Genomic DNA, 12,003 nt, shown 5'->3' with positions numbered 1-12,003 from the left:
CCGGCGCCATAATAATGGTGAGGTGCCGGTCGGGTGGAAAATGAACGGGTGGAGCCCAGGGACCTACAAGCGCTGGGGGAGAGGGTAGAGGCCTTAGCCGAGCACCTGGCCCGCCGGGAGGAACTGGTGGTAGGCGATCTGCTGCACCGTCCCCGGCGCCTGATCTACGTGAACTTCGTGGCCGGCCTGGCCCGGGGCCTGGGAATGGCGGTGGGCTTCACCGTTCTGGGAGCCCTGGTGCTGTACATCCTGCGCCTGTTGGTAGTGCTTAATCTCCCCGGCATCAGCAGCTTCATCGCCACCATCGTGCGCCTGGTGCGTCAGGAATTATAAGGACCGGTATTGCCCGCCCATGGCCTTTTGTGCGAGCCGCCGTCAGCGCGGGAAGCCGAGAGAGGCACGGGCCGGAGCCGAGACCGGTCTTCAAGAGCAACCGGGGAGGCGGCAGGGGGAAAGGCAGGAGGGAAAAAGTTGGACCCGTCGCGGCGGGAGTACTTCGCCGGCCGTCTCCGACGGTTACGGGAAGAACTGACGGCGCAGTTAAGGGCTCTGGAAGGCGGTCTAGACCAAAGCCAAAGAGAAGCGCTCCAGGAGCTATCCGGTTACGACAATCATCCGGCGGATTTAGGAACCGAGGTATTCGAACGTAGCAAGGACCTTGCTCTGCGGGAGTTGGCCCGGCGCCGCCTGGAAGCGGTAGAGGAAGCCCTCAAGTCGCTGGAGACCGGAGGCTACGGCTACTGCCGAAGCTGCGGCCGGCCGGTAGAGGAGGAGCGGCTGGAAGCCCTACCGGAGACGACTCTATGCCTGGACTGCCGACGGGCCTTTGAGGCCCGGCGTGGGCACCGGCGGCGACCGGTGGAGGAGGAGGTAGTGGCCCCGCCCTACGGCGGCCTTTACGGTCCCGGCCGCGAACCGGGGGAACGGGCGGCCTATGACGGGGAGGATGCCTGGCAGGATGCGGCCCGCCACGGCACCTCGGAGAGCATATCCGACCTGCCCGGGACCAGCGAATACCCCCGGGTATACGCCGACTACGACGAGGACCGGGGGGCGGTAGAGCAGGTAGACTCCCTGCCCTACTACCGGGACCGCCGGGACGGCGCACTCTATCAGGACTATTCCGGGAAACCTGATTGCCGGCCGCCCCGGCGGCTGTGAACGCAGGACAAGGGCGGCGCCGGGGTACGGCTGCGGCGTCCCCGGCGGAGCGGATCGGTGTTTCCTTGGTTTGGTAGCTTCCCCGAGCCGAAGCGAACGGGGCGATCGTCCGAGAGGGGAGAAGCCACGGTGAAGAGGGTTTTAACCGTTGCCGGCTCGGATTCCGGCGGAGGGGCGGGTATTGAGGCCGATCTCAAGACGTTTGCCGCCTTGGGCGTCTACGGCACCGTGGCCCTTACGGCGGTTACGGCCCAGAATACCTGCGGAGTGCGGGCCGTGCACTATCTTCCCCCGGAAATGGTCAGGGCCCAGGTGGAGGCGGTGCTGGAGGACATCGGCACCGATGCCGCAAAGACCGGCATGCTGGGTGGGAAAGAAATCGTGGAGGCCGTGGCCGAGGTTCTGCGGGAAGCCCGGGTACCGAACCTGGTGGTGGACCCGGTAATGGTGGCCAAGAGCGGGGCACCCCTTCTGGAGCCGGAGGCGATTACCCGTCTCAAAGAGCGGCTGCTGCCCCTGGCCAGAGTGGTCACCCCCAACGTGCCGGAACTGGCGGTCCTGACCGGAAGCCAGATCGGCGGCGAGGAGGATCTGCGGGCGGCGGCCGCCTTGCTTTGGGAACAAAGCGGTGTGCAGTACGTTCTGGCCAAGGGCGGTCACCTGACCGGTACCGGTTCCACCGACTGGCTGTACGACGGCAGGGAATTCACCCCGTTTGCCGGACCCCGGCTGGATGGCCGGAATACCCACGGCACGGGCTGCACCCTCTCCGCCGCCCTGGCCGCCTACCTGGCCCTGGGGCTGGAGGTGCCAAAGGCAGCAGAACGGGCCAAAGAATTGGTCACCCGGGCCATAGCCGGGGGCCTGGCGCTCGGCCGGGGTTGCGGACCGGTCAATCCACTGGCGGCGCCGGCCGGCGTCGGGGGGGAGAGGTAGTTGCCCTGGATTGCCCTGGCGGTACTGGCCCTGGATCAGATAACCAAGGCGCTGGTCAGTCTCCGGCTGACCGAGGGGCAGGCGATACCCCTGTTGCCCGGCATCCTGTACCTTACCCGGGTGCACAACTACGGCGGCGCCTTCGGAATTCTCAATTATCAAACCGGCTTTTTCGTGCTGGTGGGCCTGGCGGTACTTACCGGGATCGGCCTGGCCTACGTGCAGGTGGTACGTCACCGGAGCCGGCTGCTGGGCTGGGCCCTGGCCTTGGCCTGGGGAGGCGCGGCGGGCAACCTGGTGGACCGGGTGCGCCTGGGCTATGTGGTGGACTTCTTGGACCTGCGCGTCTGGCCGGTGTTTAACGTGGCGGACATAGCCCTGGTGGCGGGGATTGGTCTGATGGCCTGGGAGACGTTGCGGCAGGCACGGCAGGAGGGGGCAGACTGTGGAGGGCAGAAGTGAGAAAGAAGTGACGGCCGGGCCGGAAGTACGGGGCCGGCGCCTGGACGTGTTTCTGTTCGAGCAGGGCCTTTTCCCCTCCCGCGCTCAGGCGCAGAAGGCCGTTGCCGCCGGGCGGGTCACGGTCAACGGGGTGAGGGTCAAGGCCGGATATCGGCTGCGGCCCAAGGATCGGGTCTCCGTACACTTGGAGCCGCCGGAGCCCTCCGTCCTGGTACCCGAGGACATCCCTCTGGAGGTCGTCTACGAAGACTCCGATCTGCTGGTGATCAATAAACCCCAGGGGCTGGTTGTCCACCCGGCCCCGGGTCACCCTCGTGGGACCCTGGTCAATGCCCTGCTCAGGCGTTGCCCGGATCTCAGCGGCATCGGCGGCTCCCTGCGGCCGGGGGTGGTGCACCGGCTGGACAAGGATACCTCCGGCCTGATGGTGGTGGCCAAGAACGACTTCACCCACCTGGAACTGGCCCGGCAGCTCCAGGAGCGCACGCTGCGCCGGGTCTACCTCGCCCTGGTGCACGGCCGGCCGCCGCTGACCGGCACGGTGCGTGCCCCTGTCGGACGGCACCAGAGGGACCGGAAGAAGATGGCCGTACGAACCGAAGGAGGTAAGGAAGCGGTAACCCACTACCGGGTTCGGGAATACTTTCCCGATTACGCCCTCCTGGAGGTCAGTTTGGAAACCGGCCGCACCCACCAGATACGGGTACACCTGGCCTCCCTGGGCCATCCGGTGGTGGGGGATCCCCTCTACGGGCGACGGCGCCCGCCCCTTCCCGTACCGGGGCAGCTACTCCATGCCTGCCGGCTGGCGTTCCGCCATCCACGGAACGGCGAACGCCTGGAGTTTACCGCCCCCCTGCCTCCCGCCTTCGAAGAGGTGCTACGGCACCTCCGGCGGCAGGACCCGCCACGAGAGGCGGTCTCCCGGCGAAAGGAGGAAGCCTGATGGGCGAATGGCGGGTGGTGTACCGGGCGGCCAACCGCCTGGAGGCGGAACTGGTATCCGGGTGGCTTAAGTCGGAGGATATCCCGGTAATCGTCCGGGCGGAGGCCGCAGGGACGGTGTACGGGTTTTCGACCGGCGCCCTGGCCGAGGTGGAGCTTCTGGTGCCGGAGGAGCGCTACGAGGCCGCCCGGGCCCTCCTGAAGGCCGCCCTGTCCGACCTGCCCGACCTAGATTCCCCTGCCGGCGAATAGCCCTGCGCGTCCCGGCCCGAGTTACCCCCGGTTTCCGGCGCCGCCGCGGTCGCCGTTCGGCGCTTCCAGGCCAATACCCACCGGCAGGCTCTCATTTCGTCCCCGCGCCGGTCCTGCCACGCCCCGGCCGCCTTGCCGGCCGGGGAGTCTCAGCTCCCAGATGACAGGTGCCCGTCCTCTGAGAACACCGGTCCCGCCCACCCGTTCCCGCGCAAGGCAGTTGATGAAAAACTCGTTCCTTTCTAGCAGGTTTCTAGCAGGATTCTAACAGACGGTGTCTAATCTATTGTGCAGCCAATATTTTCTAGGTCAACCAATATTAGGACGGTGAGCTTACTTGAAGAAGGCGGCTTCAGGCCTACCGCGAGTCACCGGGCGTTTGGACTCTCTTACCGATGTACTCAAGCAGCTTTTGTTTCAGTGTGAGCCTCGCAGCGTAACCGAGTTGCTGCCGGCCGCCCGTCAGCACCTCGGCCTGCGTTCCACTCCGGCGCGGCTGGAGAAGGACGTGCGGCGCTGCCTGCAGAAGAATCCGGCCTTCCGGGAAGTAGAGGGCGGCCTATGGTCGCTGAACCTCGAGGGCCGGCGAGAGAACGACGCCGCCTACCAGGTGCTGAAGAAGGAGGGGCGTCCCCTGCGCCTGGGTGAACTGAACGAGCACCTGGCCCGCCAGCGGCGCGAGGAAATCCGGGAGGAGCGGCAGCTGGTCCGGGACGGTCGCTTTCTGCGCCTGAAGGGAGGGCGCTGGCTCCTGGTGCCGTGGGAGGTGGTCAGGGCGGTCGAGTCCAAAGAGCTGGAGCACATAATCAAGCTCATGGAGGCGGCCGCCGAACCCCCTACCCTGGAACAGATCAGCGCCGAGGTCCTGGGCGTGGGATGGCGGGAGACCAACCTCTTGCAATGCCTGGAGGAGGACCAGAGGTTCACATGGGTCGGGGGAAACCTGTGGTGGCTGCGCTCGCGCGTGCCCCGGCCGGATTTTCCCGGCGAGGAGGATCCGCTGGACTTCCTGTGGGAAGGGGAAAGCAGCGCCCTTCAGGGGGCGGAGCTCATGCTCACGTTCCAGGACACCGACCCCAATCTCCGGCGCTATATTCTCTCTTCCCGTGACCTCCGGTTGGGCATCCTCCGGGTGGTAAAGCGCCTGGAGCGCATGTTCGCCCACCTGCCCGGGGTGGCCTTTCTGAAGCTGGCCACGCCCTCGGGCCCTCTCCCGGTGTGGTATTTTCGGGAGGCCCAGGTCTTGATGGGGCTGGGCTCCTGGTTTGAAAGCCAGGAGCTGGTACCGGGAAGCAAACTGGAGCTGAGAAGGGTCACCGAGGGAGACGAGCCCCGGTTCCAGCTCCGGTCCACCGGAGAGCGTGAGCCGGAAGTATACGCCGAGGCCAAGAGGGCCGAACAGGTGGCCGCCCTGAGGGAGCAGGAAGATCTGGCCACCTGGCCGTTGGAAAGGCTGCTGGAGGAAATCCTTACCCTGTTCTCCGAGGGCCTGGCCGAGGACACGCTGCTACGCCTGGTAGAGGTGCTCCGGCCGGAGGCCGCGGGCAAGGTTGTGGCCACTCTGGCGGCGTTTCCCTTCTTCGACGAGATTTCTCCCGGTACCTGGTACTTCAACCAAACCATGAAGCAGGCCTACGACCGGTTGAACGACCAGGTGCGTCAGGCCCGGGAAGAGCTGGAACAGCAGCGCCGGGAGGTGGCGGCCAGCCGGGAGCAGGCCCGGGCGCTGGCGGTGGTAAAGCGGGACCTGGAGGCGGAACTGGAGACCTGGCGGCGGCGGGCGGAGGAACTGGAGGCGGAACTGGAAGAAGCACAGGCCCGCTGTCAGGAGTTGGAACAGGAAAAAGCGGAAATCCGGGCGGAAATGGAGAGAGTCATGCGGCGCCGGGAGCAAATGCGGGGGCAGTTGGCCCAGGCCGAGGAGGAGATCAACCGGCTGCAGGCGGAGAAGGAGGCCTTGGAAGGCCGGGTGGAACAGCTGGAGAATCGGGTGCTGCAGCTCCAGGGCTCCTTCAACAAGAACCTCAGCCGCACGCAGGCGGAACAGGCGGCCCTGAAGCAGAAGCTGGCCGAAACGGAAAAGCGCCTGCAGGGCGCGCTGGTCGCCAACCAGGAACTGCAGCGTCTGCTGGCCCAGCTGCAGGAGGAAAGGCTGGAGCTGAAGCGGCAGCTGGCGCCCTGGCCGGTGCGCCTAGCCGTGGCCGTTTGTCGCCTGTTCGGCCTGGGGCGGGGTATGGCGGTGGACTACTCGTAGGGAGGGCGGAGCCGGTTGCCTATTGCCTGACCGCGGCCGGATGGTATAAGCTTTCTGTGGGGCCGCGCCGTCCAGGCCCACCTGCCGGGACCTGCGGGTGACCCTTTATGCTTTATCTGCACACACCAGCGTGCTCGCCGGATTCTCCGGGCGGGAAAAAGCGAGGCTCGAGATGCGGCTAATCGTAGGTATATCCGGAGCGAGCGGTGCCGTCTACGGAGTCAGGCTGCTGGAAGTGCTCGCCGGGCTGGGCGTGGAAACGCACCTGATCGTCAGCGAGAACGGCTGGCGCACCATCCGGGAAGAGATGGGTTTGGGCCCGGAACGGGTCCACGCCCTCGCCGCCTGCGTCTACGATCCCCGGGACGTGGGGGCGGCACCGGCCAGCGGCTCGTTTCAAGCGGGCGGCATGGTGGTAGCCCCCTGCTCGATTAAGACCCTCTCCGGCATTGCCAACTCCTACAACGACAATCTCCTGGTGCGGGCGGCAGACGTGAGCCTCAAAGAAGGCCGCAAGCTGGTGTTGCTGGTGCGGGAAACGCCCCTGCACAGGGGGCACCTGCGGCTGATGCTGGCCGCGGCCGAGGCCGGGGCGGTGATTCTGCCCCCCGTACCGGCATTCTACCACCATCCGGAAACGGTGCTGGACCTGGTGGATCACACCCTGGGCAAGGTGCTGGATCAGTTCGGACTGCCTCACGCGCTCTTCCCCCGCTGGGAAGGCAGCCTCCCGGAGCCGTCGGCAGGGAGACAGACGGGGGTGGGTAGAAGGGCGGGATCGGGCAGGACGGAGGCACCGGCCGGCGGGGAGGAGGCCTAGGCCGCTTGCGCCTGGACGTAATAGTGGTGGGTCGGCTGCGCGAAGCCTACCTCAGGACCGGCATCGAGGACTACGCCCGCCGCCTCCGGCGCTACGTGCCCTTGGAGGTAGTGGAAGTTCGGGAGGTCTCCCTGCCTCCGGGGGCTTCGGCCGCCGAAGTGGAAGCGGCAAAGGCCAGGGAAGGGGAAGAAATCCTGGGCCGTATCGGCGGCGATACCCTGACCGTGGCCCTAGACGAAAGAGGGGAACTCTTCACCTCCCGGCAACTGGCCGAGTGGCTGGCGCGCCTGACGGCGGGCGGGGCAAGCCGCGCGGCCTTCGTCATCGGCGGGCCGCGGGGCCTGGCCCCTTCGGTGCTGGAGCGGGCGGACCTGCGGCTGGCGCTCTCGCGCCTCACCTTTCCTCACGAGCTTTGCTGCCTTATTCTGCTGGAGCAGCTCTACCGGGCCTTCAAGATCCTCCGCCGCGAGCCGTATCACTACTAGGGGCGTTTGGGAGCTCACCGGCTCGGGGGCCCCCCCTAGCAACTACGAAGTACGGGCCAAACGTCCCATATAGCGTAGCCTTAGGGCAACCCACGGGCAAGAGGAGGAGAAAAGGCGGCAATGTAGCGTCCATCTGCGGTTCTCAGTACGACTGGGTTAATGGCTACAAAAGCCCCGAAAGCCGCCCGTGTCCTGGCAGCCAGGGCAAAGCAAATGCTGACGGTCTTTCCCGGTTCTACGGCAACAGGCTCGGGGAAGTCGGAACCTGCTGTCGGCAGTACCTTTTTGGTCATCGGCAGTGGAGGCTCTGGCGGATCAAGCTGCATAGCCACTCCCTCGCGGCTTTGGCCTTCCGGGCCCCCGCTCTCAACCCGGAAATTTTCCCAGTCTATACCGTAGGGGAAGTTCTGGGGCAGATGAATACCGGTAAAGACGACCGGCTCATGGGAGCGGTTCTGAAAACGTACTAGCACCACCGGGTTGTAGCCCATACGCTTGTAAACACGTGCATGGTACTCATGCAGCGGCACCTTGCTATCTGTTTGTTCCTGGGGCAGAACTTCCAGCCAGATGTTGCCAATTGGATACTCCTTGGTTTCTTCTTCGGGAACAGTAACACTTAGGTGTGTAAAATGGTGCAGGCCTACAGGAAGGTCAAGCGCCACCCCAGTCCCGCTCTCGGCGGGCCGGGTAGGTAGTTTGACGAAGAAAATGCCCGTTTTGGGGGTTATCGAGACGGCGATTCTTTCTCCCCGCAGACCCCAGAGGAATCCGTCTGTTTCTCCGCTTAACGGTATGGCCCCAGCCGATGGCGTCTGCAACCAGAAGCCGTCGCCGCCAAAGTTGTACTTTCCGTATGACTGTATAACCGCCTCCGGCAACGTTGCGAAGTAGCCGTTCACAGGTATGACCCCAATCCGGTCAATGTGCAGCTTAAAGAAAAGGGTATTGGCTACGGCAAGAAGCCCTGCCGTAGCCAATACCCACCATTTCCACTTTGTAGTCAAGAAGCTTCGAATATCCACTTCTATCTAATCGCCCTTTCGACAGGGAGAACCCGGTTGCTTTCGGGAACTGGTGTTAAGAGTGAATGCCAGAGGTCATGATGGACATTCCGCCGGCAAAAACACTGATGCTAAGCCAAGGATAGTTGTGGTCGATAGCGAGAAAACAGAAAGCAAGAAAAAGCAACATAAGTCTTTTCATGTCAAATACCTCCCAATCGAGATTTTTCGCCTGTTTTGTTCAAGAGAAGCGCCCGTTAAGCTACTGCACCTTTTGATTTCTTGGACCTTCTGTCTTTACCCCCCCCACGTGGTGCCGATCTAACCACCCATGATAAGATATGTACATTGAACTATCTGTATCTCTTGGAAAATATATTCTCGTCTGTTTGGCCGATTCCTGCCATGACAGGCGAAATGTGCGATTTCAGTAGTGTCCGGTATACTGTGTAAAAAGGGGCAGGCCCAAAAGCAGGAAGGGCCACCCGCCCTCTGGTAGATGAAGAAGTGGTCAAACCCAACACTACCGGGAGGGATGAAGGATGGCCCATTACCAGGTTACCGTAGATGACGACGTGCTGCAACACTTGTTTTCCCGGGACGATGGTCTGGCCCGGCTGGTGGAGCAGGTTTTGAACCAGATCCTTGAGGTGCAAGTCACCGAGCATCTCAAAGCTAGACCTTACGAGCGCACGGACCAGAGGCAAGGGTACCGTAACGGCCACCGGGAGAAGCCGCTCACCACCCGCATTGGCCGGCTGGTCCTGGAGGTGCCTCAGGCCAGTTTGTTAACCAAAGGTATATTGCCCCAATTCCCGCAAACGTGGTAGAATATGGGCAAGGGAGGGGAGGCGGCTTGGCTGTGGTCGAGGACGAAAGCAGAAAGCAAATGGCTGCGGGCAGCGAGGAGCAGGGATTCACCTTCCGCACCTCCTTTGACCCTTTTAACATGATCATGCAGCAGTTGGGCAAGCTAGACGACAAGCTAGAGAAGCTTAACGAAAAGATTGACACCAAGATTGATAAGCTGGATGCCAAAATCGACGGGTTACGACAGGAAATGGACGCCAAAATTGACGGTTTACACCGGGAAGTAGATGCCAAAATTGATGGCCTCCACCAGGAGTTGCACAACACCACCCGCTGGATAATCGGGACCATCGTGGCCGTGGTCGGGGTAGCCGTGGCTCTGGCGTCCTGGCTGTTTCGGTGAACCAGATTGGCCCTGTGAGTGAGCGGGTTTAACATGTACCCCCGCTTTTTTATCGCTCCTGGAGGCTTCTGGCGCGTCCTGGGGCCTAGCTGTAGCGCATCCTCACTGCCTCCAACGCTACCTGGAGGTTATCCCGGTCCAGACTGTAAAAGGCATCCTCCACCGTTACCGGCCAGGCCATGCTGTTGAAAAGCGTGGCCGCCGGTTTGACCAGGGCCTTTTCCCCGCTAGGCTAGACCAGGGAGCGGCATCTTTGGTCAGTTCCGCGAAGTGTATCTCTCCAGGAAAGACGTACTTGTTCAGGCTTTTCCCGGTCGCCCCCAGGACGTAGAGGGCCGCCAGGAAGTTCTTTCCGCCTGTCACCCGCGCCCGTGCCTTCAGTTCGGCAAAGGCTTGTTCATGCTCCCCGCTCTTAAACCACATCTCCCATTACCCCCTTACTTGCTGCTGGCCTTCCGGCCTTGGTTGCAAGGCCACTGGCGCGGGCGGCCGGGTTAAGAGCATCATAATCCTACACCACGTACGGCGCGCCTCAGGTGAGAATACCGGCCCCGGCGCACGAGTCCGCGAGAGGGACGCCGCGGGGGTGCTCCAGGAGGGCGCGGTGATAAGCGCCGATTACGTCGCGCACGGTAAGCACGCCGGCCGGCTTGCGCGGGTCGTGATCATTTACCACAATCAGCCTTTCCACGTTGCGTAAGGCAAACTGTCGAAAAGCCTCCTCCAGGCTTGCTTGAGGCGTAATCGTATGGACCCGGCGCTTCATTACCCGGGCTACGGGTACTTTCAATCTTTCGTGGGGTTGGTCGGGCAAAGTGGCACGAACGTCCGCGAGTGTAATGATCCCGCACAGAGACCCTTCGTGGTCGACTACGGGGAAGCCGTTGTAGTGATACCGCTGCATGTTGGTGACAACTTCATTTAGAGTTTCGTTCACGCGCACACTCACCACCTCGGCCGACATGGCCTGCTCCACGGTAATAGCGCGGAGTACGTTCAGATCGTGGCCACTGCGCAAAGAAATGCCACGGCGTGCCAGCTTCATGGTGTAGATGCTTTCTTTGCTAAGCCGTTGGGCGATAAAGGTACCGACTACGCAAGCCATCATTAGAGGGAGGATGATGCGGTAGTCTCTTGTCATTTCAAAAACGATGAGAATTGCTTGGATGGGAGCCTGGGTGGTAGCCGCCACCACCGCGCCCATTCCGACTAAAGAGTACGCCCCGCTGGGCGCGGTAAGCTGCGGGTAGACCGTGTGGATTAAAGTTCCCCATAATCCACCCAGCATGGCACCCATAAAAAGGGAGGGCGCAAAGATACCGCCCGACCCGCCACTACCGAGGGTGAGACTGGTGGCCACGAGCTTGGCCAGGAGGAGGATGATCAAAAGACCCAGGGTTAACTCACCGGCGAGGGCAAGGCTTACGGTCTCGTAGCCTATCCCGAAGATTTGCGGCAGCTTCCAGCCGATTAGGCCGAGAGCCAGTCCGCCTACGGCCGGCTGTAAGTAGGCCGGCAAGTACTTTATCTTATCAAAGAAGTCTTCCAAGAAATAAAGAAGGCGGGTAAAAGCAGCCCCCACTGCCCCGGCCGCCAGACCCAGGAAGACGTAAAAGAGTAGCTCCACCGGGTGGTGAAGCTGGTAGTAGGCGGGGACCGCGAAAGCAGGGTTATCGCCCAAAAGGACCCGGCTCAGGAGAGAGGCGGTTACGGAGGAGACGACCAGTAGGCCAAAGTTGCTCGCCGTAAATTCACCTAGGATTATTTCCAGGGCAAAAATTACCCCAGCAATGGGAGTATTAAAGGTGGCCGCGATCCCGGCCGCCGCGCCGCATGCCACCAGGGTTCTCAGCATCGGTTCCGGGACCCGGAGAATCTGGCCGATGCTTGAGCCAATGGCCGAGCCCATTTGGATGATAGGGCCTTCCCGGCCCACCGAACCGCCCGAACCGATACAGGTGGCCGAAGCGAGCGCCTTGACCGCAATCACCCGGAGGCGAATGCGCCCGCCGCGCAGGCTGACGCTCTCCATTACCTCGGGGACGCCGTGGCCTTTAGCTTCCCGGGCCAGGAAATGGGTCAGGGGCCCCACCAGCAGGCCGCCGAGAGCGGGGATCACGATCACCCAGGCGTCCCCCAGCCACGCTCCCAACGTCTGGCCCTGACCGAAAAACAAACCCTGCGCGAGGGCGATCATTTGGCGGAAGATGCAGGCAAAAAGGCCGGCTCCGATTCCGATGATGACGGCAAGGATGACCGCAACGTTGGTCCGGTTCAGTTCAAGTCCGGCAAGTCGGTTCGCAAACAACGGTGGTTTTCCTTCCGTTTCTGTATCCGGCGCCGGCATCTTGTACCACCTCGTTACCATTATACCTTAATACCTTAAAGAGTTGTTGCTATTGAGGGAGGGTAGTCAGCTTGCCGATGGCCGCAAAGGGCCATGGCGGATGGCTCAATGAACAGAGCCCTGA

General features: G+C 62.7%; 14 protein-coding genes. 11 read left to right on the top strand and 3 right to left on the bottom strand.

What is annotated here, in order from left to right; all coding sequences use genetic code 11:
* Window positions 1–33: 33 nt before the first annotated feature.
* The 9 genes from NUV99_07800 (at window position 34) to NUV99_07760 (ending at window position 7,315) form a co-directional block, all read left to right on the top strand.
* Window positions 34–333, top strand: coding sequence for a DUF5665 domain-containing protein (locus NUV99_07800; protein ID MCR4420012.1), 300 nt, complete (start codon window positions 34–36; stop codon window positions 331–333).
* Between the two features lie 138 nt (window positions 334–471).
* Window positions 472–1,161, top strand: a complete 690-nt coding sequence (locus NUV99_07795) for a TraR/DksA C4-type zinc finger protein (protein ID MCR4420011.1) — start codon at window positions 472–474, stop codon at window positions 1,159–1,161.
* Window positions 1,162–1,290: 129 nt separating this feature from the next.
* On the top strand, window positions 1,291–2,097 hold the full coding sequence (gene thiD, locus NUV99_07790) for a bifunctional hydroxymethylpyrimidine kinase/phosphomethylpyrimidine kinase (protein MCR4420010.1): 807 nt from the start codon (window positions 1,291–1,293) through the stop codon (window positions 2,095–2,097).
* Window positions 2,098–2,559, top strand: a complete 462-nt coding sequence (gene lspA / locus NUV99_07785) for a signal peptidase II (GenBank protein ID MCR4420009.1) — start codon at window positions 2,098–2,100, stop codon at window positions 2,557–2,559.
* The gene (locus NUV99_07780) at window positions 2,543–3,505 is read left to right on the top strand and encodes an RluA family pseudouridine synthase (GenBank protein MCR4420008.1); all 963 of its coding nucleotides are present in this window, start codon (window positions 2,543–2,545) and stop codon (window positions 3,503–3,505) included. The genes lspA and NUV99_07780 overlap by 17 nt, the downstream gene beginning before the upstream one ends.
* Window positions 3,505–3,756, top strand: coding sequence for a DUF2007 domain-containing protein (locus tag NUV99_07775; protein ID MCR4420007.1), 252 nt, complete (start codon window positions 3,505–3,507; stop codon window positions 3,754–3,756). Before NUV99_07780 ends, NUV99_07775 begins: the two co-directional genes overlap by 1 nt.
* A gap of 379 nt (window positions 3,757–4,135) precedes the next feature.
* Window positions 4,136–6,010, top strand: a complete 1,875-nt coding sequence (locus NUV99_07770) for a hypothetical protein (protein MCR4420006.1) — start codon at window positions 4,136–4,138, stop codon at window positions 6,008–6,010.
* A gap of 172 nt (window positions 6,011–6,182) precedes the next feature.
* Window positions 6,183–6,830: a UbiX family flavin prenyltransferase gene (locus tag NUV99_07765; protein ID MCR4420005.1), complete on the top strand. Its 648-nt coding sequence runs from the start codon at window positions 6,183–6,185 to the stop codon at window positions 6,828–6,830.
* Between the two features lie 5 nt (window positions 6,831–6,835).
* Entirely contained in the window at window positions 6,836–7,315 is a 480-nt protein-coding gene (locus NUV99_07760) for a 23S rRNA (pseudouridine(1915)-N(3))-methyltransferase RlmH (protein MCR4420004.1), read from the top strand.
* A gap of 80 nt (window positions 7,316–7,395) precedes the next feature.
* On the opposite strand, the gene NUV99_07755 is transcribed toward NUV99_07760, so the two are convergent.
* Window positions 7,396–8,340 carry a hypothetical protein gene (locus NUV99_07755; GenBank protein ID MCR4420003.1) on the bottom strand — a complete coding sequence of 315 codons (945 nt, stop codon included), beginning with the start codon at window positions 8,338–8,340 and terminating at the stop codon, window positions 7,396–7,398.
* 521 nt (window positions 8,341–8,861) lie between these two features.
* Here NUV99_07755 and NUV99_07750 point away from each other — a divergent pair.
* Together NUV99_07750 and NUV99_07745 are read left to right on the top strand one after the other, a co-directional pair.
* Entirely contained in the window at window positions 8,862–9,149 is a 288-nt protein-coding gene (locus tag NUV99_07750) for a transposase (protein MCR4420002.1), read from the top strand.
* 26 nt (window positions 9,150–9,175) lie between these two features.
* Window positions 9,176–9,532, top strand: coding sequence for a gp58-like family protein (locus tag NUV99_07745; GenBank protein ID MCR4420001.1), 357 nt, complete (start codon window positions 9,176–9,178; stop codon window positions 9,530–9,532).
* A gap of 165 nt (window positions 9,533–9,697) precedes the next feature.
* Here the strand turns inward: NUV99_07745 and NUV99_07740 are convergent, their stop codons facing one another.
* Both NUV99_07740 and NUV99_07735 read right to left on the bottom strand, forming a co-directional pair.
* On the bottom strand, window positions 9,698–9,955 hold the full coding sequence (locus NUV99_07740; protein MCR4420000.1) for a hypothetical protein: 258 nt from the start codon (window positions 9,953–9,955) through the stop codon (window positions 9,698–9,700).
* 109 nt (window positions 9,956–10,064) lie between these two features.
* Window positions 10,065–11,840, bottom strand: a complete 1,776-nt coding sequence (locus NUV99_07735) for a chloride channel protein (GenBank protein ID MCR4419999.1) — start codon at window positions 11,838–11,840, stop codon at window positions 10,065–10,067.
* Window positions 11,841–12,003: the final 163 nt, after the last annotated feature.

Source organism: Clostridia bacterium (assembly GCA_024653205.1).
Lineage (GTDB): Bacteria > Bacillota > DSM-521 > Neomoorellales > SLTJ01 > JANLFO01.
This window is presented reverse-complemented; position numbering and strand designations above follow the sequence as displayed.

Excerpts from the sequence above, each read along its gene's own strand:
- NUV99_07775 (MCR4420007.1), top strand. The coding sequence starts at position 3,505 with ATGGGCGAATGGCGGGTGGTGTACCGGGCGGCCAACCGCCTGGAGGCG.
- NUV99_07765 (MCR4420005.1), top strand. The coding sequence starts at position 6,183 with ATGCGGCTAATCGTAGGTATATCCGGAGCGAGCGGTGCCGTCTACGGA.
- NUV99_07750 (MCR4420002.1), top strand. The coding sequence starts at position 8,862 with ATGGCCCATTACCAGGTTACCGTAGATGACGACGTGCTGCAACACTTG.
- NUV99_07740 (MCR4420000.1), bottom strand. The coding sequence starts at position 9,955 with ATGTGGTTTAAGAGCGGGGAGCATGAACAAGCCTTTGCCGAACTGAAG.